Below are 22604 nucleotides of genomic sequence, written 5' to 3'. Positions count from 1 at the left end.
GGGCAATCAGGCGAAGACGTCCTGCTGGTAGCGCCCGTCGGCCTCGAGCTGGTCGAGCCACTTCTCGGCGTCGTCGCCACTACCACCCGTGCGGCTGAGATAGATGCCGGCCAGCGCCTGCCGTACCGAAGGGGCCATCCGCCTGCCGTCGCCGCAGACGTAGATGTGCGCGCCGTTCTGGATCGCGTCCCAGATGCCGTCGCCGTCGGCGGTGATGGCGTCCTGCACGAACCGGTACGGGTGATCCGGCACGGTGGAGAACGCCAGGTGCACCTCGGCGACGCCGGCCTGCTGCCAGGACTGCATCTCGTCGCGGTAGAACCAGTCGTGCTCGGGGTGCCGGCAGCCATAGAACACCTTTGACAGACCGACCTCGACACCGCTCGCCTGCTGGGCGGCGCGCTCCTCGAGGAAGCCACGCAGCGGCGCGAACCCGGTGCCGGGTCCGACGAGGATCATCGGCGTGGCCGGGTCGGCCGGCGGGTGGAACGGCGGGGCCGGGACGCGTACGTATCCGAAGAACACGTCGCCGGGCCGCAGCCGGGCCAGGTACTGGGAGGCCAGCCCCCGGTACTCCCCGTCGCCGGACAGTGCCGGACCCTCGACCAGGCCGACGGTCAGTCGCGGCCGGTTCGGCTCGACCATGGCGGCCGATGAGATGGAGTAGAAGCGCGGTCGGATCGGCCCGGCCAGTTCCAGAAAGACGGCCAGCGGCAACTCGAGGGCAGGGAAGCGCTCCAGCAGGGTCAGGACCGAGACTCGCTTGGCCAGGATCTCGTCCCGGTAGCGCTGGCGCGCCTCGTCGGTGTCGTCGAGGTAGCCCTGGAGCTGGCCGCCGGTCCACGGGCACTGGGTGTGCTCGGCCAGCGTCCGCAGGTGGGTACGGGTAGCGACCTCCTGCAGTTCGACGAACTCCGTCAGCAGCAGCTCGGCGGTCACGGGCAGGTCGATCGGCAGGTGCGTGGGCTGGGTGCCCTCCGCACGGTGTAGCCGGACCACCTGATCGCGGGGTACCCGCAACAGCCGCAGGGCCCGCGCCACCAGTTCCGGGTCGTTCTTGCCGAAGACGGCCAGGTGGTTGCCGGTGTCGTAGCTGACCCCGTCGGGCAGCTCCACAGTGATCGACAACGCCTGCGGCCGGGGCGCCTCGACGCTGAAGTCCCAGAGGCCCGTCGGGTCGCCGACCAGTTCCTCGCTGGCCACGACGGTGATCGGGTACGCCTTCTCGGAGACCACCGCCGGTCGTACCTGCGCCTCGGTGAGGACCTCCAGCGACAGCTGTTGGCTGGTGGTGGCGCTGGTATCCGCGCCGTACTGCTCGGCCAGCGCCGTCCACAGTGCGTCCATCCACGTGGTCGCCATGCCGTCGAAGTCGCCGTTCGCATCGACCTCGCCGCGCGGCACGACCGGCGTCGCACCGGCCGCCAGCAGCGCCGCCTCCACCCGCTTGGGGAAGGCCTGGTAAGTCACCCAGTGCGTGTTGCCGTTGCCCAGCACCGCGAACCGCACCTCCGACATCGCTCCGGCCGTCAGTCCGCCGGCGGCGGCCAGGGCGTCGAAGCGCTGGGCGTTGTCCGGGGCTTTGCCGTTGTAGCTCGGCGTGACCACGACCAGGATTCCGTCGCTGGGCGGGTTGTCGGCCAGCTCGTCCAGCGTGAGCAGAGTGATGTCGAAGCCGGACTGCTCAGCCCGGCCGGCCAACTGCCGCGCGAGATCCTCCGACGAGCCCAGGTTCGAGCCGTACGCGACGCGCAGCGTGACGCCGACGGCGTTCACCGCAGCCGCTGGCGCCTGCGGCTCCTGCGCCGCCCGGACCTCGGTGCCGAATCGCTCGTACGGCTGGCGGGGGCGCACCCGCACCGTGAAGTTCTCCGGCTTGCGGGTGAGCGTCTCCTTGACCTTGATCTGGTAGTCGTTCGGGTCCGTGATCGCGAAGTTCTGCAGGACCAGGGCGAGGGCGAGCCGGGCCTCGGTGAGGGCGAATTGCCGGCCGATGCAGGCCCGCTCGCCGTTGCCGAACGGCTTGTAGGCGTGCGGGTGGTGCGTGGAGATGTTCTCCGGCAGCCACCGCTCGATGTCGAACTCGGTCGGCCGGTCCCATGCCTTGGGGTGCTTGTGCAGCGCCGGGATCAGGACCATGACCTGCTGATCCTTCGGCAGCGCGTACCGGCCGCCGATCACCGTGTCCTGGTACGGCGCCAGGGCGATCGCCGGGATGGGGCCCCACAGGCGCAGGGTCTCGTCCAGGATCCGCGGGATCACGTTCAGCTTCATGATCGTCTCGTAGGTGGGCACCGTGTCGCCCGGCAGCAGCCGGTCGACCTCCGCGTACGCCTGGGCCAGCACGTGCGGGTTACGCAGCAGCTGGTAGAGGGCGTAGGAGAGCAGACCGCTGGTCGTCTCGTGCCCGGCGATGAGGAACGTCACCACGTTGTTGCGGATGTTCTCGTCGGACAATGGCTCGCCAGTCTCGGGGTCGACCGCGCCGAGCATCAGGCTCAGCAGGTCGCGGCGATCATCACCACCACCCGCGCGACGCTCGCGGATGACCTCCTCCACGAGGGAGTGCATGACCCGCACGTTCTCCTCGAATGTCCGGATCTGCCGGCGCCGCATCGCGGTGACGAAAGGCGGCTGCTTCAGCCGCCCCATGGCCTCGTGCAGAGAGTCAGCCAGGGCCTGCAGAAACGGGTGCACCTCTTCGGTGCCGAAGGAGTTGAAGCGGTAGTCGAAGCCGGTCAGCCCGATCGTGTCGAGGGTCAGCCGGGTCATGTCGGCGACGACGTCGAGGTCCTTGCCCTCGTTGCGCCGCCACTTGCCGACCAGCGCCTCGGCAACCTCGAGCATCTCGGGGAAGTACGCCTTCATCGACCGCTGGCTGAACGCGGGCATGAGGATCCGGTGCGCCTTGCCCCAGTTCGGCTCGTCCCGCCTCGCGGTGAACAGGCCGTCCCCAGCGATCGCCCGAACGTCACTGTGCGGTTTGTCGATCGGCTTGTAGAAGCGCGACTCGTCGCACACCTCCGCCACCATGTCCGGGTCCCAGACCAGGACGATCTCCCGGTTGGGCAGGGCGAGCCGGTAGATGCCCTCGGGAAACCGGCCGGTCAACTCCTCGAAGTAGGCGGCCGGTCCATCCGACGGGATCTGCAGTGCGTTGCCGACGATCGGAACCCCGCGCGGGGCGGGGATGGTGTGAAGGTTGCTCGACACGTGGACTCCATTCCTTGAGGTTGCCGGCGGTGACCGGCCGATGGAACCGGGTTCCGGATGCCAGCCATACGCTGTATGGCGACTGCTACCATACGGTGTATGGCTACGATCGGACAGGCCGCAGGCGGCCGAGGAGACGCACGTCTCACCGAAAAGGGCATCTACACCGCGGCGCTCCGGATCATCGACGCCGACGGGTTCGGCGCGCTGAGCATGCGGAAGCTGGCAGCGGTGCTGGGCGTGAACCCCATGTCGCTCTACCACCACGTGCCGAACAAGGCCGCGCTGCTACGCGGCGTCAAGAATCTCGTCGCCGCGCAGTTTCAGCCGCGCGTCGACGGCGGGACCTGGCAGGAACAGCTGGGCCGGTTCGCGCACGACTTCCGGGCCCTGGCGCACAGGCACCCCAACCTGATCGTGCACATCCTGGCCAGCCCGGACTCCATCGAGCCGGAGGACCCGTTCTGGACGGCGCTGACCGGCATCCTCAAAACTGCAGGTGTGCCGTCTCGCGAGGTCGCCTCGGTGGGAGCGGTGCTCACCAGCCTCTTCTCGGGCTTCCTGCTCGCCGAGGGCAACGGAACCCTCCGGCGCCTCGCCGCCCTGCAACCCACAGCCCCCGCATCAGCCGATGCACCGAGCGCAGACGTAGACGGAGATCGCAGGTTCAACTTCGCGATCCAAACCCTCATCGCGGGCCTCGAGGCACGCCTCTCCTGACCGCCCGCTCACCTGGACATTGGCATGCGACATGCCGGTGGGGCCGTACCCTGGTTGTGCCCGTCACTGCTTCCGCTAGAGCTTGGTCCGTTCCGGGTGCATCCCGTCGACCATCTTGTGCCCCGGCGTATTGAGGCAATGCGACCCTGGCTGGGCTCCGCACACCGGGCACGGCCGCCACTCCTGGACCGGGCCGGCGTCGTGACCCAGGATCATGGCGATCTCGCTTATCTCGTCGGCTAGTTCGTGCAGGCTCGGGTCGCGATGCCGCACCGCGGCCTCGTGGATCTGCTGAACCGACTGTCGCGCCCGCTCCAGGGTCCGTCTTGCCGATGCGCCCGGGTCAGAAGACATACGTGGCGGCTTCCCGGGAAGGCGTGGATGAAACCGCCCAGCCCGGGACTGCGGGGCGATGAACCTCGTGATCTTCTGCCAGGTCCGTGAAACCGTCCGAACACCGCCGGCGCTTGGCAAAGGCCCCTGAATCCTGACAACCGCGTTCGGTCCGAATTCTCCCGAACCAGGAGGGGGTGGGTTCTCAACGGAGATGACAGCAGGCACGGCGGACGTCCGCGCACGCCTCGGTCCAGGGCCAGGTACGTCACGCTCACCCCGGCCGGGCGTCAAGCCCTGCTGGCCGCAGCGCCGCCACACTCACGCCAGGTCCGGCGCCTCGTCATCGACCAACTCACCGACGACGAACTCGACCAGCTCGGCGCACTGTCAACCCGCATCCTTGACGCCCTTGAGGCAGCTAAGCCCCCGGACGGCTCCTGACGAGAACGGTTAGCTCGAGTCGCCTCAGCTGATGATCATTCCTTGCTGAGGTCGAGGGCAACGTCGATGATCATGTCTTCCTGCCCGCCGATCAGCCTGCGTCGGCCGACTTCGAGCAGGATGTCCCGGGCATCGAGGGCGTACTGCCGTGCGGCGGTTTCGGCGTGGCGTAGGAAGCTGGAGTAGACGCCGGCGTAGCCGAGGGTGAGGGTCTCGCGATCGACCCGCACGGGCCGGTCCTGCAGCGGGCGGACGAGGTCGTCGGCGGCGTCCTGGAGAGCGAACAGGTCACAGCCGTGCTGCCAGCCTTGAACGGTGGCCACGGCGATGAACGGTTCGATCGGACAGTTGCCGGCGCCGGCGCCGTGCCCGGCGAGGGACGCGTCGACGCGGGTGGTGCCCTCCTCGACGGCGACGAGGCTGTTGGCCACGGAGAGGGAGAGGTTCTCGTGGGCGTGGATGCCGATCTCGGTGGCGGGGTCGAGGACGTCCCGGTAGGCGCGGACCCGGTCGCGGACGCCGTCGAGGGTGAGCCGGCCGCCGGAGTCGGTGACGTAGACGCAGTGGGCGCCGTAGGACTCCATGAGCTTGGCCTGGGCGGCGAGCCCCTTCGGCTCGGCGAGGTGGCTCATCATGAGGAATCCCGACACGTCCATGCCCAGCTCGCGGGCCGTGGCGATGTGCTGGGCGGCGATGTCGGCCTCGGTGCAGTGGGTGGCCACGCGGACCGACCGTACGCCGAGGGCGTGGGCCTGCTTGAGGTCGTGGATCGTGCCGATGCCGGGCAGCAGCAGGGTGGTGAGGCGGGCGCGGGTGACCGCGGCCGCGGCGGCTTCGATCCACTGCCGGTCGGTGTGGCTGCCAGGGCCGTAGGTGAGGCTGCCGCCGGCGAGGCCGTCACCGTGGGCGACCTCGATGCCGTCGACGCCGGCGGCGTCGAGCGCGGTGACGATCCGGGTGACGTCGGCCGGAGTGATGCGGTGCCGGGTGGCGTGCATGCCGTCGCGGAGGGTGACGTCCTGGATGAACAGGCGGCGGGCGGGCGCGGTAGCGGTCATCGGGTGGCTCCCTGTGCTGCGGCGAGGCGCTCGGCGACCCGGAGTGCCGCGGAGGTCATGATGTCGAGGTTGCCGGCGTAGGCGGGCAGGTAGTGGGCGGCGCCTTCGACCTCCAGCAGGACACTTACCTTGGTGGTGACCGATGTCCTGTCGTCGGGCAGCAGGGTGTGGACCGGCTCGTCCGGGGCCAGCGAAGTGAACTGCACGGGTTGCTTGAGCCGATAGCCGGGGACGTACGCGGCCACATCTGTGATCATCTGCTCGATGCTGGCACGCACCGCGTCGTGGTCGGCCGGGCCGATGAGGCACTGCACGGTGTCCCGCATGATCATCGGCGGCTCGGCCGGGTTGAGGATGATGATGGCCTTGCCGCGCCGGGCGCCGCCGACCTGTTCGATGGCGGCGGCCGTGGTCTCGGTGAACTCGTCGATGTTGGCCCGAGTACCGGGACCGGCGGACCGGGAGGCGATGGAGGCGACGATCTCGGCGTACGGCACGGGCGTCACTCGGGACACCGCCGCGACGACGGGGATGGTGGCCTGTCCCCCGCAGGTGACCATGTTGAGGTTGCGGGCCCCGAGGTGCGCGTCGAGATTGACGGCGGGCACGACGTACGGCCCGATCGCCGCCGGGGTCAGATCAACGAGCGTCTTGCCGTACGGGGCGAGGGCGGCGGCGTTGGCGCGGTGCGCCCCGGCCGAGGTGGCGTCGAAGACCACGGCGATGTCGGCGAAGTCGGGCATCGCGATGAGGCCTGCGACGCCCCCGGCGGTGGTCGGCACGCGGAGGCGGCGGGCCCGGGCCAGGCCGTCGGAGGCCGGGTCGATGCCGACCATGGCGGCCATCTCCAGCCTGTCCGACAGGCGCAGAACTTTGATCATCAGGTCGGTACCGATGTTGCCGGAACCGATGACGGCGACCTTCGTACGCGACATCGACTGCCGCCTTTCGTCAGGGGGTGGTGAAGGTGGCCTCGACGCCGCCGAGGCCGGTGAGGTGTGCGCGGACGTGCATGGCGTGGGTGACCGGAACCATCGGCCCGAGTGCGCCGGAGAGGACGACGTCGCCGGCCCGGAGCGGGTCGCCGTGGGCCAGGGCCGTGCGCGCGAGCCAGGCGAGGGCCTCCAGCGGGTCGCCGAGGCACGCCGCGCCGGAGCCGGTCGAGGCGGGGACATCGTCGACGTACATGGTCATCCGCACCGCCGCTGGTTCAACGGCATCGAGGGGAACCCGGTCGGCGCCGAGGACGAACAGGCCGCTGGAGCCGTTGTCGGCGACGGTGTCGGCGAAGCTGATGTCCCAGCCGGCGATGCGGCTGTCCACGATCTCCAGTGCGGCCAGGGCGTATTCGACCCGTTTCCGCACGGTGACGCCGGTGGCACCGGGGTCCGTGACGTCGTCGGCGAGGACGAAGGCGATCTCGGCTTCGACGCGGGGTTGCAGCAGCCGGTCGAGACGGATCGGCGCGGACTGCGCGCAGGCCATGTCGTCGAAGAGCATGCCGAAGTCGGGCCGGTCGACGCCGAGCTGACGCTGCACGGCCGCCGAGGTGAGCCCGACCTTGCGCCCGACCGGCCGCCCGCCGTCCCGGATCCGGGCCTCGGTCAGCCGGCGCTGGACGGCGTAGGCCAGGGTCTCGTCGTCGGGGCCGATGAGGTCGCGAACCGGCGGGCACGGTGTACCCGTCCGCGCGGCGGTGCGCAACCGACGGTAGGCGGCGGCGACGGGATCGGTGCCGCCGTCGGTCATGGGGTCTCCATGGCCGGGCGACCGCCGGTCAGGCGGGCGAGGGCGTCGAAGAGGGCGCGGGCGTGCAGCTCGAACAGCGGCCTGAGGTCCACACTGTCGCCGCCGATCTCCTTGGCGATGAAGAGCCCGTCGGCGCCGGCGATGGCGTACGTGGCGACCAGGTCGATCCCGTCGCGGTCGGCGTCCGGGGCGAGCGTGGCGAGCACGGCGGCGAGCCGCGCGCGGGCGACGTCCCGGACCTGCAGGAACATCCGGCGGGCACTGGGCTCCTCCGGACGGCGCTCGAGGGTGAGCATGAGCCCCAGGCGGAGGAAGTCGGGCGAGTCCAGCAAAGTCTTGGCGACCTGCCCCGCCAGCGCCGCGACGCGTTCCAGCGCGGGGTCGCTGTCGTCGCCGGGGAGGGTCAGCGCGTCGGCCCAGATGTCGAAGCTGCGCTCGATGACCGCGGCGATGAGGTCATCCTTGTTCTTGAAGTGCCAGTAGATCGAGCTGGCGGGCAGGCCGCACTTCTCGCTGACCAGCGCGATGCTGGTGCCGTCGTAGCCACGCACGCCGGCGACCTCGGCGGCCGCGTCGAGGATGCGGCGGCGGGACTCCTCGCCGTTGGCCCGGCGTTTGCGTTCGCTGCGAGATTCCGTCATCGCACCCTTCCCAGGTTTCCGGCTGATGTCTTGACGATGTCAGCAGTGAAGCTTACCGTAGCGGCCACTACAACTGTAACGCTCATTACATTAGTGGCGTCGGGCTGCGGGAGGTTGCGTGAGCGTCGAGGAAATCACCGCGGATCAGCGCTTGGTGCGGGTCGGTGCGCGGGACATCGCGGTCACCGAGCGGGGAGCCGGTGCGGCGGTGGTGCTGCTGCACGGCGGCGGGCCGGGAGCCTCCGGGATGTCGAATTACGCCCGCAACGTCGACGCCCTGGCCCGGCGGTTCCGCGTGATCGTGCCGGACCTGCCCGGCTACGGCCGGTCCAGCAAGGACATCGACCAGTCCGACCCGTTCGGTGACCTCGCGGGCGCCGTTCTTGGGCTGCTGGACGCGCTCGGCATCGACCGGGCTCACCTGATCGGGAACTCCTACGGTGGCGCCGCCGCGCTGCGGCTCACGCTGGACCGGCCCGACCGGGTCGGACGCCTGATCCTGATGGGCCCCGGCGGGATCGGCACCACCCGACGTCCGCCGACGCCCGGTTTGAAGTGCCTGTTCGGCTACTACGGCGGCGAAGGCCCGACCGGGGCCAAGCTCGAACGGTTCGTCCGCGATTACCTGGTCTACGACGGCACGGCCGTCCCCGCCGAGATGATCGAGGAGCGATACCAGGCGAGCATCGACCCGGAGGTGGTCGCCAACCCGCCGCTGCGGCGCCCCGGCGGGCTGCGCACCCTGCTGCGGATGGATCTGCTGCGGGACAAGCGGCTGTCCCGGGCCGCCACGCCCACCCTCGTGCTGTGGGGCGCCGACGACAAGGTCAACCGTCCGTCCGGCGGGCGGCTCCTCGCCGAGCGGATGCCCCACTGCGACCTGTACCTGGTCGCCAAGACCGGCCACTGGGTGCAGTGGGAACGCCCGGACCTGTTCAACAGCCTCACCATTGCCTTCCTCTCCGAGGAGTCAAAATGAACGTCTTCGGCAAGGTCCACCTGGGCTACCTGTGCATCGAGACCACCCGGTTCGGTGACTGGCGCCGCTTCGGCACCGACGGTCTCGGCCTGCACGTCGACGAACTCGACCGCGACCGGATGCGATTCCGGCTGGACGACCACGAGTGCCGGTTGCTGCTGCAGCGGGGCACCGCCGAGGACGTGACCACGGTCGGCTGGCACGTGGACGACCACGAGGCCTTCGACGACATCGTCGCCCGCATCACCGCCCGCGACATCACCGTCGAGCACGGCCAGGACGAGGAGGCGGCGCTGCGCGGCGTGGAGCGGCTGGTGCGCTTCCCGGGCCCGAAGGGCCTGGTGCAGGAGCTGTACACCACTCCGGTCACCACCACCGCGCCGCTGCGCATGCAGGCCAGCGGCTTCGTCACCGGCGCCGCCGGCATGGGTCACATCGCCATCACCTCACGGCAGCCGGACGCCATCCACCGCTACTACGACAACCTGCTCGACGCGCGGCTGAGCGACTTCATCGTCGAGACGATCAGCGCGGTGCGCTTCCGGATCCGGTTCCTGCGGGTCAACGGCCGCCATCACACCGTGGCCGTGGCCAATACCGAGGGCCTGCGCATCGATCCGATCCGTACCGCGATCCAGCACCTCAACACCCAGGTCGCCACGTTGGACGACATGACCACCTCCTACCAGCGCCTCAAGCAGCTCGGCTTCACCATGGCCCTGGGCATCGGGCAGCACACCAACGACAAGGAGCTCTCCTACTACGTCCGGACGCCGTCCGGATTCGAGTGGGAGGTCGGCTGGAATCCGATCGTCGTGGACGAGGCCACCTGGGAGCCCACCACCCACCAGGGGATCAGCATCTGGGGGCACACCCCCGAGGGCCAGACCGTCATCGACAAGCTCAACCAGTTCCGCCACGGCGCGGCCTCGCTGCGCCGCGCGGAGATCACCGTCCCGGCACTGAGCGGAGCCACCGCATGAGCACCGAACTGCACGACTACGACGTGATCATCGTCGGATACGGCCCGGTCGGCGTGACCGCCGCCAATCTGCTCGGCGGCATGGGCGTACGGGTCGCCGTGGTCGAGCGCGACGCGTCGATCTTCCCTCGCGCGCGGGCGATCTCGACGGACGAGGAGACGATCCGGATCTGGCAGGGGATCGGCCTCGCAGAGCGGCTCAAGGAGGACATGCTCGCCGGCCGGCCGATCGACTTCGTGGACGCGAACGGCCAATCGTTCCTGAGCCTCGCACCGGCCCCCCGGGGCAACGGGCACCCACCGCAGCTGTTCATCTACCAGCCGGTCATGGAGCAGGTCCTCCGCGACGGTGTTTGCCGCTACCCCAACGTCGAGGTCCTGCTCGGCCACGACTGTGAGCTCGTCGAGCAGGACAGCGACGGTGTCACCGTCGCCGCGCGGGACCTGACCGACGACACGGTACGGACCCTGCGCGGGACGTACCTCATCGCCGCCGACGGCGGCTCCAGCCCGATCCGGACCCGGCTGGGCGTCGGCTTCGACGGCCGTACCTACCACGACCGGTGGATCGTCATCGACACCAAGGTCAAGCGCGGCTGGGACACCGTCGACCGCCTGCGCTTCCACTGCGACCCCGCCCGGCCCGCCGTGGACTGCCCGACCCCGCTGGGCCACCACCGGTGGGAGTTCCCCGTCCTGCCCGGCGAGGACGAGCAGGCTCTGGTCAGCCACGACTACATCTGGCGGCTGCTGCGTCGCTACGGCCGGACGCCCGACGAGGTCGAGATCCTCCGCGCGGTCGTCTACAACCACCACGTCCGATTCGCCGAACGCTGGCGCATCGGCCGGATCTTCCTCGCCGGCGACGCCGCACACGCCATGCCGCCGTGGATCGGCGAGGGCATGTCCTCCGGCGTACGGGACGTGGGCAACCTGTGCTGGAAGCTGGCCGCGGTCCTGCGCGGCGAGCTACCCGCCGAGGCGCTGGACAGCTACGAGGCCGAACGCAATCCACACGTGCGGGCGATGACCAAACAGGCGGTGCGCTTCGGGCGCATCATCACCGAGCGACGGCCCGGGCTGACGGCCCTGCGCAACATCGCGTTCCGGCTCGTCATGCGGATCCCGGCCATCCGCGTCTACATGCAGGAGGCCGGGTGGTTCCCGGACACCAGCTACCGGAAGGGCCTGCTGAACCACAGCGGCGGCAATCGGGCGGTCGGCAAGCAGCTCCCACAGCCCTGGGTCCAGACGGACGGCGGTGACCGAGCCCGTCTCGACGACGTGCTCGCCGGTCGGTGGACACTGCTGCACACCGGCCCGGCGCGACCCTGGCCCGCCTGGGCGGCCAGCGGCATCCCGTGCCTGCAGATCACGCCCACGGGCTCGGCCCCCGCGCCCGGCACGATCGTGGACTCCGACGACGTGCTCATCCCCTGGATGCGCCAGCACCACGCCACCGTGCTCGCACTGCGCCCCGACGTCGTCGTCTACGCCGCCGCCACCGGTGACGCCGACCTGCCCCGGCCACCGTTCGTCTCCGCACCCCAGACGCCCGTCGGCGAACAGACGCTTCCGCCCGCCGCGACGACGACGCCCTGACACCCCCGATCAAGGAGAGCCGCAATGCTCAACCTCGCGCTCACGCTCGAAGGCACCGCCGAACGGCTGCCGAGCCGAGACGCCGTCGTGCTCGGTGACACCCGCCTGTCGTACGCCCAACTCAACGCTGCGGCAAACCAGGTCGCGAACCTGCTCGTCGACAGCGGCGTCCGGCCGGGCGACCGGGTCGCGCTGTCGTGCCCGAACCTTCCGTACTTTCCGATCGTCTACTACGGCATCCTGAAGGCGGGCGCCGTCGTCGTGCCGCTGAACGTGCTCCTCAAGGCCGGCGAGATCGCCTATCACCTGCAGGACTCGGGCGCCAAGGCGTACTTCTGCTTCGAGGGCACTCCCGAGCTGCCCATGGGAGCCGAGGGCTCACAGGGGTTCGGTGGGGCCGCCGGGTGCGAGCACTTCTTCCTCATCACCGCGGACCCCCAGGCGCCGAGCCCGATCGAGGGCGCCCGCACGCTGGGCTCCGCACTCGCCGGCAAGGCCACCCGGTTCGAGACCGTGGTCACCGAGGCCACGGACACCGCGGTGATCCTCTACACCAGCGGGACGACGGGACAGCCCAAGGGCGCCGAACTGACCCACGCCAACATGGTCATGAACGCCCTCACGTGCTGGCGCCTCTTCGGCGCCGCCGATGAGGATGTCCATCTGGTGACGCTTCCGCTGTTCCACTCGTTCGGGCAGACAGTGCAGATGAACGCGGGCCTGTACGGCGGCGCCACGCTGGTTCTCCTGCGCCGGTTCGACGCCGCGACGGCACTGGCGCTGATGGCGCGAGAGCGGGTCACCTTCTTCGCCGGAGTGCCGACGATGTACTGGGGCCTGCTTTCCGTCAACCCGGAGGACGGCAGCGCTCCGGCGGCCGCGGCCAACCTGCGCATGGCGATCTCCGGCGGCGCCCCCCTGCCGGTGGAGATCCTGGAGCAGGTGGAGAAGGTCTACGGCGTTCGGATCCGGGAGGGCTACGGCCTCTCGGAGACCAGCCCCGTCGCATCGTTCAACCACCCGGGGCGCGAGGCCAAGCCCGGTTCGATCGGGCAGCCGATCTGGGGCGTGCAGATGAGGCTCGTCGACGCCGACTGGAACGAGGTCCCGGACGGCGAGCAGGGCGAGATCACCATCCGGGGCCACAACGTCATGAAGCGCTACCACGGCCGCCCCGACGCGACGGCAGAGGCGCTCCGAGACGGGTGGTTCCGCACGGGCGACGTCGCCCGCCGCGACGCGGACGGCTACTACTTCATCGTCGACCGAGCCAAGGACATGATCGTCCGCGGTGGCTTCAACGTGTACCCGCGCGAGATCGAGGAAATCATCATGACGCACCCTGACGTGAGCCTGGTGGCCGTGGTCGGCGTACCGCACGAGTCTCACGGCGAGGAGGTGAAGGCGTTCGTGATCCGCAACTCGGGATCACAACTGACCGAGGGCGAGCTGATGGGCTGGTGCAAGGAGCGGATGGCGAGCTACAAGTACCCCCGCCTGGTCGAGTTCCGACCGGAACTTCCGATGACCTCCACCGGCAAGATCTTGAAGCGCAAGCTTCGCGACGCCTCCGGGAAGGGCCCACTGGCCGCGGCTGGCCAGTAGCGCTGGCCGCACAGCAAGGCGGCGTTCCCCGCCATGGTCGCCGCTTTCGGGGAGCGCGCCGGGCGTAGCGCCGAACTGATGCTCGCCGTCGGGCCGGGTCCGGCCGTCGGTGAAGTCCGGAGACTGGGCATCCGCACTTCCGTTTCGTGATTGCATATCAGCACCGACGGGTGTCTCTGAGCCTGCCCGCGAATGGCAAGCGGAGGACGGCTCGACCTCCTCGACATCGACGCCTCGTGCCCAACCTGGGTCGGGACAGTGGACGGTGGTGACGTGCGGATCGCGGTGGCGCTCGGCGCAGGCGGGGCGCGCGGCTATGCGCACATCGGGGCGATCCAGGTCCTTGAGGAGCGTGGGTTCGACATCGTCGCGATCGCCGGATCTTCCATGGGCGCGCTCGTCGGGGGGCTGTATGCCGCGGGCAAGCTCGACGCCTACGCCGACTGGGTGCGCACCATCGGCCAACGCGACGTGCTGCGCCTGATGGACCCGCGGGCGGGTGCGCCCGGCGCGATCCGGGCCGAGAAGATCATGGCCCGGGTCAGCGAGCTGCTCGACGGCGTACGCATCGAACAGCTGCCTGTGCCCTTCACGGCGGTGGCGACCGACCTGCTGGCCCGCCGAGCCGTGTGGTTCCAGCACGGTCCGGTGGACATCGCGGTGCGGGCCTCCATCGCGCTGCCACCCGCCATCACCCCGGTCATGGTCAACGACCGGCTCCTCGCCGATGGCGGCCTGATGGAGCCGCTGCCGATGGCGCCGACTGTCATCATGCCGGCCGACGCGGTCGTCGCCGTATCCCTCAAGGCTGCCGGCACCGACGCCCACCCCGCGACAGCTGTCCGGGAATCAGCCGACCCGCAGCCGGGACAAGGGAGGCCGGACCACCCACGGGGCCCCGCCGCATTCGTCGACCGGGTGATCTCCCACGGCGTATCCGACGACGGCGGCCCGGCCGCGAACGCCGCCGCGGAGACCATCACCACCGACGAGGGCAAACGTGGCCAGCTCCCCGCCGACCTGCGCGTAACCGACGTCATGAGCCTGTCCTTGGAGGCTGTACGGGATCTCCTCATCCGCTACCAGGTGGCCAGCTACCCGCCGGACCTGCTGATCGAGGTACCGACAAACGCCGTCCGGACGTACGACTTCCACCGCGCGACCGAGATGATTGAAAGCGGCCGGCAGGCAACACTCGACGCCCTCGCATCGAGCCCGTTCGGCTGACGAGGCCCTGAGAGATCGAGACTGCTCCGCTGGCTTTTCCTTTGTCTTGCAGAGGGTAGTCGTGCCCAATGAGCACTGCCGACGACCGGTTCACGGCCCGCCGGGCGCTGATCGTCATCGGTCTGGTCCTCGCCACCCTGGTCGGGCTGGCGTTGGTCTGGCAGACCCGGCGGGTGCTGAGCTGGCTGGTGGCCGCAGCGTTTCTCGCGGTGGCCCTGAATCCCCTGGTGAACCGGGTGCAGCGACGACTCGTCCGGCAGCGGGCGGCCGCCGCGCTGGTCGTGTTCCTGGCCGCCTTGGTGGCGCTCGCTGCGCTCACCGTGGTTCTCGTCGTGCCCCTGCTGAACGAACTGGCCCGGTTCGCCAACCAGGCACCCGATCTGTTGCGCGAGGTACGGGCAGGGCGGGGGCCAGCCGGCGAACTACTGGAGCGGTTCCACGTACGCCGGTACGCCGAGGCGCACGCCGACGAGTTCCGGCGCTTCGGCGGTCAACTCGGCCGCTCGACGCTCGGGCTGGCCCGCGGGACGGCGCAGGGCGTCGCCGGAATGCTGACCGTGGTGGTGCTGACCTACCTGATCGTGGTGCAGGCCCCGCAGATCACCGCCCGGACGCTGGCCCTGGCCGGCGGTGGCACCCGAGCGGAACGGCTGCACCGCATCGGTCGCGAGTCGGCTCGCACGATCACCGGCTACGTCAGCGGAAACCTCCTGATCAGCCTGATTTGCGGCCTGCTGACCTTCGTGGTGCTCCTGCTCACCGGCGTGCCGTACGCCGCCGTGGTCGCGCTCTTGGTCGCCATCGCCGACCTGATCCCGATGGTGGGTGCGACCCTCGGGGCGATCGTCGCGGGCGGCGCGGGCTTCCTGCACTCCCCGACCGCCGGGGTGATCGTGCTGGTCTTCTTCGTGGTCTACCAGCAGTTCGAGAATCACGTGCTGCAACCGACCATCATGTCCCACGCGGTCCAGCTGAACCCACTGACCGTGCTGGTCAGCGTGCTGGCCGCCGCGCAGCTTGGCGGCCTGGTCGGAGCCCTGCTGGCCATACCCGCCGCCGGAATCGCAAAGATCCTGCTGCGGGAGTTCGTCCCAGCGGCGCGCGCCGGCCCGGATCAACCACCAAACGACCCGGGACTTGACGGACGAACGCAGCGCGGTGACGGGGACCGGTCACGCGTCAGCGACTGACCAGACGGCGGCGCCCCGTCAGCTCGGGCGACCAGGGCCGCCATGCTTGGCGCCCGACGATCAGAGGCTCCCATCAGATTCTCGCGGCGCCCTCGTTGCCACCAGTTCCCGCGCATGGCGGATGGGTAACCGCTCGATATCACCCCGCCCGGGTGACGCCAGCTCACCCGGGCAGGGATGACTGTCGAGTTGAGTGGTTTTGGGATGGCAAGTTCGTGATTCAGGAAGAAGAGATGGACTTCACCCAACGACTGAGCATGCTCGCGCAGCGTCTTGCGTCCACCAAGGCAGAGGTGCAGGCAGCCACCACCGAGTCCCGTGAGCCGCTCAGAGAGCGAATCGACCGGACACAGAGCGAGATCGAGCGGTCCGCCATGGAGGCACAGCAGCGGGCAGACGAGGTCCGCGCAGGCGGAGGCAGCGTGTGGGCACAGATGAGGGCCGACGCCGCCGCCAAAAGGGCCAATGTGAAAGCCAAGTTCGATGAGCGGACTCGGCAGATGGATGCTCAGGCCGCCGCGGCAGATGCGGGCTGGGCCGAGAGCGGTGCGGAGGATGCTCTCGACTACGCCGAATGGGCGGCCTACAACGCAGAGCTCGCCATGCTGGACGCGATTGACGCCCGGGCATACGCCGACGAGCTAGCCAGGACCGTGCGCTAGAAACCTTCACAGCCATGCGCCGCCCGTCCTTCTGCCGACCTCAAGGCTTCCCGGTGCGCTGTCGGCGCGAGCCGCCGGGCTTGCGCCCACCGGAGGCCGGTAGGGGTGCGGCGCTGCAATCCATGATCGAGGCAGCTTGAGAGCGCAGCCGGTCGGGGCTGTGGCCCGCGGTGAAAGGAGTGGTCCCGCGATGTCGCCGCCGACGCCGGGCAGGGCGAGCATGCTGCGAAGACCCGAGCAGGGGCGGGCGGCATTCCTGGAACTGTTCTTCGATCTGGTGTTCGTCCTCACGTTCTTCCGGCTCTCCGAGGAGCTGCTGGAGGATCTGAGCTGGAGCGGCGCGTTCCAGACGCTGGTGCTGCTGCTCGCCGTGTTGCATGTCTGGTTCTATACGGCGAGATTCACGAACCTCTTCGACCCGCGGCATCCGCTGATTCAGCTGCTGGTCCTGTCGACGATGTTCGGCACTCTCCTGATGGCGGCTGCGGCGCCGGAGGCGTTCGACCGGAAGGGCCTGGTCTTCGCAGGTGCGTACGTCACCGTGCGGGTTGGGGTCCTCGCTGTCGGGGTGCTTGTGTTAAGTGGCCAGGAGGGGCAGCGCAACGCGGTGCGGCTACTGTTCTGGGTCGGCATGGCTTCGGTGCCGTGGATCGCGGGTGCGTTCCTCCACGACTGGGCGCGCGGAGCGCTGTGGGCGACGGCGGCAGCCGTGGAGTACGTGGGAATCGCACTCGGCTTTCTCACGCCGCGGCTGGGCCGCGCCGGTACGCGTCGTCGAGCCGACATCGTGGTCGTCGAAGAGCACGTGGCCGAGCGGTACCAGCAGTTCGTCATCATCGCGCTCGGCGCGCCGATCCTGGTGACCGGACTGACGTTCGGAAACGGGAAGTTCGGCGTCGACCGCAGCGCCGCGACCCTGGTGGCGTTCATCACCACGGCGCTGCTGTGGCGCATCTACATCCACCGTGCCGGAGCGCTGCTGGCCGACGCCATGGAAGCGACCCGCAACCCACGCCGCGTTGCTGTTCTGACGATCCACTCCCACGTGATCATGGTCGCCGGCATCGTCGCCATCGCCGTCGGCGACGAGCTCGTCATCACCCACCCGCTCGGCGACACCGACCCGGCCTGGATCGCCGTCATCCTCGGCGGACCCGCCCTGTTCCTCGCTGGACGGGCCACCTTGGAGTACGCAGTTTTCGGCCGCATGTCCAAGCCCCGCGTGATCGGCGCACTCACCCTCGTCGCCATCACCCCGGCGATGCGCTCGGTGCCGCCGCTCGCGGCAGCCACCACCGCCGCCCTCATCCTCGCCGGCGTTGCCGTGGCCGACGCGGCCCGCACGAGAAGACTCCCAGCCGAGCGGCCGTCACCACCCGCCTAGCCCCTCGCCACAGGCAGCCGATCCGGTGCTCAACTGTGCCCCGATGCTGGCCCAACGACTCGCGGCCGGCATCGTGGATGGCGGCAACGCACCAGGTGGCGGCGTCACCGAGCGTGATGGCCATGAGGGCGGTGGCAACGGTATCGCCTCGACAGGGAGAACGGGTCGGAGGTTTGTGAGGGCCGGGCCGGGTAACCCCCGCCATGGCCGCTGACCGGAGCCCCCTGCCCCGCGCTGAGGAGGTAGCCGAGCAGGCCAGACGCCTGGCGGCGCGGGCCGCACACCACGGTGGTAGGGCCGGCAGGCTACGGCTGCGTCAGGTCGAGACCATCCTGATCATCGCGGCCCAGTGCGGGCTCGCCGCCACCCTGGCCTGGGGGCTCGCGCACGAGATCGCGGGACGGCCCGCGCCGGTCTTCGCGCCCAGCGCGGCGGTCGGCACGATCGTCGCCGCACTCGGGCAGCGCGCCCGACGCACGGCGGAACTGATGCTCGGTGTCGGGCTCGGCCTGCTCGTCAGCGACGTCATACTCCGTCTCATCGGGTTCGGGGCCTGGCAGATCGGCTTGGTGGTGGCGATGGCCATCGCCGTCGCCCTGTTGATGACCGGGCACAGCGGCGCGCTGGTCGGCCAGGCCGGCGGTACCGCCGTTCTGCTCGCCACGCTGTCGCCGGTCCAGCACAATCTCGAGTGGGAGCGGATCATCGAAGCCGGATCGGGCGCCGTCGTCGGGCTGGTGGTGGTGGCGTTGCTGGTGCCGATCGACCCGATGCGCACTCTCGACCGCGCAGCCGCACCCCTGGTCGAGACACTCGCATCGCAGCTCCGGGAAGTCGCCCAGGCGCTGAGACAGCGGGATCCGGATCGCGCGGTGCGGGCACTGGACCAGCTTCGCGGTACGGACGGCGACGTCACCCGGCTGCACGAGGCCCTGGGTGGCGCCGAGGAGGTGACGTTGATCTCGCCGGTCCGCTGGCAGCGGCGACGCGATGTCGAACGCTACCGGCGCGGCATCCAGTACATGGATCGAGTGGCCCTCGAGTGCCGGGCGATGGCCCGCTGGGCCGCCACCTCGCTGCAGTACGACGAGCCGGTGCCGGAGGAACTCATTGCCGCCGTGGAAAGGCTGGCCGAGACGGTCCGGGTCCTGCTACGTGAGGCACGAAAGGCTGGGCCGTTGGAGCAGACCCGCGACGGGGTACTGGACGTCGCACGGCTGGTCGGCCAAGCGTGCCGGAAAGGCCTGAGGTCGTACGCGAGCGCCATGGTGATCCAGCTCCGCACGGCGTCGAGTGACCTACTGCGAGCAACTGGATACGAGACGGACGCGGCCAACCGCATGGTGCGCGAGGCCGTCAACCCTTAAGCCGGTCGAGGGCCTCTTGGCTCGACGGACGCCGGTCACGGACGGCGGTCGAGGTCGGGCAGAGGGCGTCGGCAGATTTGGTGGGCCTGGTCGGGCGGCAGGCCGAGCCTGCGCAGCGGTCGTTGCGGGTGGTGCCTGTGCCGGGCAGTTTTCGAGGATCAACAACTACCTACGACGACCGCTAGGACGGGCAGAAACGGCAGGAGCGGGCGACGGATGACGACAGGTAGAGCGAGCGTACTGCTGCGAAGACGGGAGCAGGGGCGGTCGGCGTTTCTGGAGCTGTTCTTCGACCTGGTGTTCGTCCTCATGTTCTTTCAGCTCTCGCGCCAACTGCTCGAGCAGCTGAATTGGACTGGCGCGTTCCAGACACTGGTGTTGCTGTTCGCCGTGTTGCATCTCTGGGGCGCTACGACGAGGTTGCTGGACGCGTTCGATCCGCGACATCCGCTGGTACAACTGCTGACCATGCCGATCATGTTCGGCACCCTGGTGCTGGCGGCTGCCGCGCCGGAGGCGTTCGGCCGGCGGGGCCTGGTCTTCGCCAGTGCGTACCTCACCATCCGGCTTGGCGGCCTCGCTATCGCCATCTTTTTCCTGCATGGCCACGAGGCACAGGCCAGCGCAGTACGGATATTCTTCTGGGTCGGCATGTCCGCGCCGCCATGGATCGCAGGTGCAGTCCTACCCGACTCGGTGCGTGCGGCGCTGTGGATGACGGCGGCCGTCGTGGAGTTCGCAGCGCTCGCGCTCGGCTTCCCCACTCCGAAGCTGGGCCGCCACGGCCCGCGTCGACTCGAGGTCGTGGTCTCCGAAGAGCACCTGGCCGAGCGGTACCAGCAGTTCTTCATCATCGCGCTCGGCGAGCCGATCCTCGTGACCGGACTGACCTTCGCAAACGGCGAGTTCGGGGCCGCCCGCAGCACTGCGACGCTAGTGGCGTTCGCCACCACGGCACTCCTGTGGCGCATATACATCCACCGCGCCGGAGCGCTGCTGGCGGGCGCCATCACAGCCAGCCGCAACCCACTCCGCGTTGCTGTCTCGGCGTTCTACGCCCAAGTGATCATGGTCGCCGCCATTGTCGCCGTGGCCGTCGGCGACGAACTCGTCATCACGCACCCGCTCGGTCACCCGGAACCGGCCTGGATCGCCGTCATCCTCGGCGGACCCACCCTGTTCCTCACCGGACGGGCCATCTTCGAGTACGCGGTGTTTGGGCGCGTATCGCTCGTCCGCGTGATCGGCGCACTCGCCCTCGTCGCCCTCACCCCAGCGATGAGGCCGTTTCCGCCGCTCGCGGTAGCTACCGTCGCCGCCCTCATCCTGGCCGGCGTCGCCGTAGCCGACGAGGTCCGTACTCGAAGATTCCCATTCGAGCCGCCGTCACCATCCCGTTGAACGATCGCGGGCGGGCAACGGCAGCAGTTGGAGGTTTGTCAGGGATGGGTCGGGTAACCCGAGACATGGCGGCTGAACGGCGCGGTCCGGCTCGCCCCGACGCCGCGGCCGAGCATGCCAAGGCCCTGACGGGGAAGGCACGGCGTCGCGGTGGCGAGGCAGGTCGGCTGCGGCTGCGGCTGTTCACGATCATTCTCGTCGTCGCAGCTCAGTGCGGGCTGGCCGCGACGTTGTCCTGGGGGCTGGCGCACGACGTCCTGGGTCGCCCCGCGCCGATCTTCGCGCCCAGCGCTGCCGTCGGCACCATCGTCGCCTCGCTCGGGCAGCGCGCCCTACGCACCGCCGAGATGATACTGGGCGTCGGGCTGGGCCTGCTCGTCAGTGATCTTCTCATCCGCTCCATCGGGTTCGGGCCCTGGCAGATCGGCCTGGTGGTGATGCTGTCCATCGCGGTGGCCCTGTTGATGACCGGGCGCAGCGGTGCGCTGGTCGCTCAGGCCGGCAGCACCGCCGTGCTGATCGCCACGCTCTCCCACGCGCAGCAGGGCCTCGAATGGGCGCGGATCATCGACGCGGGAGTGGGCGGTGTCGTCGGGCTGGCGGTGGTGGCGTTGCTGCTACCGGTCAACCCGATACGCATTCTTGAGCAGGCTGTCGCACCGGTCGTCGCTACCCTCCACGCGCAACTGCAAGAGGTCGCACAAGCACTCGCCGAGCGTGATCCGGAACGGGCGGTGCGGGCTCTGGACCAGTTCGGTGGGATGGAACCCGACCTCGCCCGGCTGCACGAGGCCCTTGCTGGCGCCGAGGAGGTAACGATCATTGCGCCGGCGCGGTGGAAGCGCCGCACCGATGTCGAGCACTACCGGCACGGGATCCAGCAACTCGATCGAATGACCCTCGCGTGCCGGGCGCTGACCCGCTGGGCCGCGACCACGCTGCAATACGACGAGCCGGTGCCGGAGGAACTTCCCGCCGCCGTGGACCGGCTCGCCGCGGCGATCCAGCTGCTGCCGCGAGAGGCGCGAACCGCTGGGCCGTTCGACCAGACCCGGGCCGCGGTGCTGGACGGCGCCCGCCTGGCCGGGCAGGCGTACCACAGGGGCGCCAAGCCGTTCGCGGATGCCATGGTGATCCAGCTTCGCACGTTGGCCAGCGACCTGCTCCGGGCGACCGGGTATGAGCCGGCGACGGCCAACCAGATGGTACGCGAGGCGGCCACCGCCTAGGAGCGGCCCCGCTCAGGTGGATCAAGATCGGCCTACGGGCGACGGTCGTCCAGGTCGGGCAGCGGCCGTTGGCAGATCTCATGGGCCTCGTCGGCCGCGAGGCCGAGCATGCGCAGCACGTCCTCCGTCACCTGGTCCGTGGCTGCGGCGTCGTCACGTTCGGGGTGGTCGTGCAGCAGTTGCCCGAGGCACAGCGCGGCTCCGGCCACGATCACCATCGCCAGTTCTGGGTCGCGGATGCGGAACCGGCCGGCGCGGACCCCGTCTTCAATGTCGCGTCGGGCCCGCGGCGCGAGCCCCTTGCCGGAGCCGGCCAGCGCCAGGCCGTTGTTGAGCAGGACCTTGCTCAGTTCGGGGCTCCGGCGGTGGAGGCGTCCGGTCAGCCGGAAGCTCTGCGCGAAGACGTGGGCCGCGTCGTCCAAGCCGACGGTCAGCTCGTCGAGCAGGGCGCCATAGCGGTCGAGTGCGTCCTCCACCGCGGCCTGGAAGAGCTGCTCCCTGCTGTCGAAGTGGTTGTAGAACGACCCCATCCCCACGTCCGCGGCCTGAGTGAGCTCGAGGATCGGGACGTTCAGCTTCCCGGCGGCGATGAAGGTCTGGGCTGCGCGAACGAGCGCGGAGCGGGTGCGCGCCTTGCGCCGTTCCAGGCGGTTCGGGGCGTGCCTGATCTGTTGCGCCATCCCTACTTGATCACCTCTCCCAGGTCGGGTCCGTACCCACCTTAACCGGCGACCTTCAGAGATGACGCAATCGTCACCTGGTCTTGACTGACGCTACTCTCGTAAGTGACGATTTCGTCATCGCCTGGAAAGGAGCGG

The 22604-nt window shown here is 69.6% G+C and carries 18 protein-coding genes; 12 read left to right on the top strand and 6 right to left on the bottom strand.

From position 1 onward, the window contains the following. Positions 1 to 6 precede the first annotated feature (6 nt). The gene (locus ACGFI9_RS35300) at positions 7 to 3213 is read right to left on the bottom strand and encodes a bifunctional cytochrome P450/NADPH--P450 reductase (RefSeq protein ID WP_393185107.1); all 3207 of its coding nucleotides are present in this window, start codon (positions 3211 to 3213) and stop codon (positions 7 to 9) included. Positions 3214 to 3312: 99 nt separating this feature from the next. On the opposite strand from ACGFI9_RS35300, the gene ACGFI9_RS35295 reads away from it, so the two are divergent. After that, the gene (locus ACGFI9_RS35295) at positions 3313 to 3933 is read left to right on the top strand and encodes a TetR/AcrR family transcriptional regulator (RefSeq protein WP_393185104.1); all 621 of its coding nucleotides are present in this window, start codon (positions 3313 to 3315) and stop codon (positions 3931 to 3933) included. Between the two features lie 812 nt (positions 3934 to 4745). Here the strand turns inward: ACGFI9_RS35295 and dmpG are convergent. The 4 genes from dmpG to ACGFI9_RS35275 are packed head-to-tail and all read right to left on the bottom strand — an operon-like array spanning position 4746 to position 8158. After that, the gene (gene dmpG, locus ACGFI9_RS35290; RefSeq protein ID WP_393185102.1) at positions 4746 to 5768 is read right to left on the bottom strand and encodes a 4-hydroxy-2-oxovalerate aldolase; all 1023 of its coding nucleotides are present in this window, start codon (positions 5766 to 5768) and stop codon (positions 4746 to 4748) included. Continuing rightward, a complete protein-coding gene (locus ACGFI9_RS35285) occupies positions 5765 to 6703 on the bottom strand; it encodes an acetaldehyde dehydrogenase (acetylating) (RefSeq protein ID WP_393185101.1) in 939 nt (312 codons plus the stop codon). Before ACGFI9_RS35285 ends, dmpG begins: the two co-directional genes overlap by 4 nt. A 16-nt stretch (positions 6704 to 6719) precedes the next feature. Continuing rightward, positions 6720 to 7517: a 2-keto-4-pentenoate hydratase gene (locus ACGFI9_RS35280; protein WP_393185099.1), complete on the bottom strand. Its 798-nt coding sequence runs from the start codon at positions 7515 to 7517 to the stop codon at positions 6720 to 6722. Further along, entirely contained in the window at positions 7514 to 8158 is a 645-nt protein-coding gene (locus ACGFI9_RS35275) for a TetR/AcrR family transcriptional regulator (RefSeq protein ID WP_393185097.1), read from the bottom strand. The genes ACGFI9_RS35280 and ACGFI9_RS35275 overlap by 4 nt, the downstream gene beginning before the upstream one ends. 118 nt (positions 8159 to 8276) lie before the next feature. Between ACGFI9_RS35275 and ACGFI9_RS35270 the strand changes: the two genes are divergently transcribed. The 11 genes from ACGFI9_RS35270 (at position 8277) to ACGFI9_RS35220 (ending at position 21786) form a co-directional block, all read left to right on the top strand. After that, positions 8277 to 9137, top strand: a complete 861-nt coding sequence (locus ACGFI9_RS35270; protein ID WP_393185095.1) for an alpha/beta fold hydrolase — start codon at positions 8277 to 8279, stop codon at positions 9135 to 9137. After that, positions 9134 to 10120 carry a VOC family protein gene (locus ACGFI9_RS35265; protein WP_393185094.1) on the top strand — a complete coding sequence of 329 codons (987 nt, stop codon included), beginning with the start codon at positions 9134 to 9136 and terminating at the stop codon, positions 10118 to 10120. The genes ACGFI9_RS35270 and ACGFI9_RS35265 overlap by 4 nt, the downstream gene beginning before the upstream one ends. Further along, positions 10117 to 11721 carry a bifunctional 3-(3-hydroxy-phenyl)propionate/3-hydroxycinnamic acid hydroxylase gene (locus tag ACGFI9_RS35260; protein ID WP_393185092.1) on the top strand — a complete coding sequence of 535 codons (1605 nt, stop codon included), beginning with the start codon at positions 10117 to 10119 and terminating at the stop codon, positions 11719 to 11721. The genes ACGFI9_RS35265 and ACGFI9_RS35260 overlap by 4 nt, the downstream gene beginning before the upstream one ends. Positions 11722 to 11745: 24 nt before the next feature. Beyond that, entirely contained in the window at positions 11746 to 13326 is a 1581-nt protein-coding gene (locus tag ACGFI9_RS35255) for a long-chain fatty acid--CoA ligase (RefSeq protein WP_393185089.1), read from the top strand. 273 nt (positions 13327 to 13599) lie between these two features. After that, positions 13600 to 14553 carry a patatin-like phospholipase family protein gene (locus ACGFI9_RS35250; protein WP_393185086.1) on the top strand — a complete coding sequence of 318 codons (954 nt, stop codon included), beginning with the start codon at positions 13600 to 13602 and terminating at the stop codon, positions 14551 to 14553. Positions 14554 to 14621: 68 nt separating this feature from the next. Beyond that, the gene (locus ACGFI9_RS35245; protein ID WP_393185084.1) at positions 14622 to 15743 is read left to right on the top strand and encodes an AI-2E family transporter; all 1122 of its coding nucleotides are present in this window, start codon (positions 14622 to 14624) and stop codon (positions 15741 to 15743) included. A 233-nt stretch (positions 15744 to 15976) separates the two neighbouring features. Continuing rightward, the gene (locus tag ACGFI9_RS35240) at positions 15977 to 16405 is read left to right on the top strand and encodes a hypothetical protein (protein ID WP_393185081.1); all 429 of its coding nucleotides are present in this window, start codon (positions 15977 to 15979) and stop codon (positions 16403 to 16405) included. 190 nt (positions 16406 to 16595) lie between these two features. Next, positions 16596 to 17789: a low temperature requirement protein A gene (locus ACGFI9_RS35235; RefSeq protein ID WP_393185080.1), complete on the top strand. Its 1194-nt coding sequence runs from the start codon at positions 16596 to 16598 to the stop codon at positions 17787 to 17789. Between the two features lie 203 nt (positions 17790 to 17992). Next, complete coding sequence (locus ACGFI9_RS35230) at positions 17993 to 19156, top strand: aromatic acid exporter family protein (RefSeq protein ID WP_393185078.1); 1164 nt, start codon at positions 17993 to 17995, stop codon at positions 19154 to 19156. A gap of 216 nt (positions 19157 to 19372) precedes the next feature. Beyond that, positions 19373 to 20557 carry a low temperature requirement protein A gene (locus ACGFI9_RS35225; RefSeq protein WP_393185076.1) on the top strand — a complete coding sequence of 395 codons (1185 nt, stop codon included), beginning with the start codon at positions 19373 to 19375 and terminating at the stop codon, positions 20555 to 20557. A 65-nt stretch (positions 20558 to 20622) separates the two neighbouring features. Then, positions 20623 to 21786 carry an aromatic acid exporter family protein gene (locus ACGFI9_RS35220; protein WP_393185075.1) on the top strand — a complete coding sequence of 388 codons (1164 nt, stop codon included), beginning with the start codon at positions 20623 to 20625 and terminating at the stop codon, positions 21784 to 21786. 32 nt (positions 21787 to 21818) lie between these two features. On the opposite strand, the gene ACGFI9_RS35215 is transcribed toward ACGFI9_RS35220, so the two are convergent. Next, complete coding sequence (locus ACGFI9_RS35215; protein WP_393185073.1) at positions 21819 to 22466, bottom strand: TetR/AcrR family transcriptional regulator; 648 nt, start codon at positions 22464 to 22466, stop codon at positions 21819 to 21821. Between the last annotated feature and the right edge of the window lie 138 nt (positions 22467 to 22604).

It is taken from the genome of Micromonospora sp. NPDC048930 (genome assembly GCF_043197935.1).
GTDB lineage: Bacteria > Actinomycetota > Actinomycetes > Mycobacteriales > Micromonosporaceae > Micromonospora.
The sequence above is the reverse complement of the archived record's forward strand: the minus strand, read 5'-3'. Positions and strand labels throughout refer to the sequence as shown.

Bases quoted from the DNA above. Each gene is read 5' to 3' on its own strand.
- ACGFI9_RS35260 (WP_393185092.1), top strand. From the start codon at position 10,117: ATGAGCACCGAACTGCACGACTACGACGTGATCATCGTCGGATACGGC.
- ACGFI9_RS35245 (WP_393185084.1), top strand. From the start codon at position 14,622: ATGAGCACTGCCGACGACCGGTTCACGGCCCGCCGGGCGCTGATCGTC.
- ACGFI9_RS35240 (WP_393185081.1), top strand. From the start codon at position 15,977: ATGGACTTCACCCAACGACTGAGCATGCTCGCGCAGCGTCTTGCGTCC.
- ACGFI9_RS35285 (WP_393185101.1), bottom strand. From the start codon at position 6,703: ATGTCGCGTACGAAGGTCGCCGTCATCGGTTCCGGCAACATCGGTACC.
- ACGFI9_RS35235 (WP_393185080.1), top strand. From the start codon at position 16,596: ATGTCGCCGCCGACGCCGGGCAGGGCGAGCATGCTGCGAAGACCCGAG.
- dmpG (WP_393185102.1), bottom strand. From the start codon at position 5,768: ATGACCGCTACCGCGCCCGCCCGCCGCCTGTTCATCCAGGACGTCACC.
- ACGFI9_RS35295 (WP_393185104.1), top strand. From the start codon at position 3,313: ATGGCTACGATCGGACAGGCCGCAGGCGGCCGAGGAGACGCACGTCTC.
- ACGFI9_RS35225 (WP_393185076.1), top strand. From the start codon at position 19,373: ATGACGACAGGTAGAGCGAGCGTACTGCTGCGAAGACGGGAGCAGGGG.
- ACGFI9_RS35215 (WP_393185073.1), bottom strand. From the start codon at position 22,466: ATGGCGCAACAGATCAGGCACGCCCCGAACCGCCTGGAACGGCGCAAG.
- ACGFI9_RS35220 (WP_393185075.1), top strand. From the start codon at position 20,623: ATGGCGGCTGAACGGCGCGGTCCGGCTCGCCCCGACGCCGCGGCCGAG.
- ACGFI9_RS35275 (WP_393185097.1), bottom strand. From the start codon at position 8,158: ATGACGGAATCTCGCAGCGAACGCAAACGCCGGGCCAACGGCGAGGAG.
- ACGFI9_RS35230 (WP_393185078.1), top strand. From the start codon at position 17,993: ATGGCCGCTGACCGGAGCCCCCTGCCCCGCGCTGAGGAGGTAGCCGAG.
- ACGFI9_RS35255 (WP_393185089.1), top strand. From the start codon at position 11,746: ATGCTCAACCTCGCGCTCACGCTCGAAGGCACCGCCGAACGGCTGCCG.
- ACGFI9_RS35265 (WP_393185094.1), top strand. From the start codon at position 9,134: ATGAACGTCTTCGGCAAGGTCCACCTGGGCTACCTGTGCATCGAGACC.
- ACGFI9_RS35280 (WP_393185099.1), bottom strand. From the start codon at position 7,517: ATGACCGACGGCGGCACCGATCCCGTCGCCGCCGCCTACCGTCGGTTG.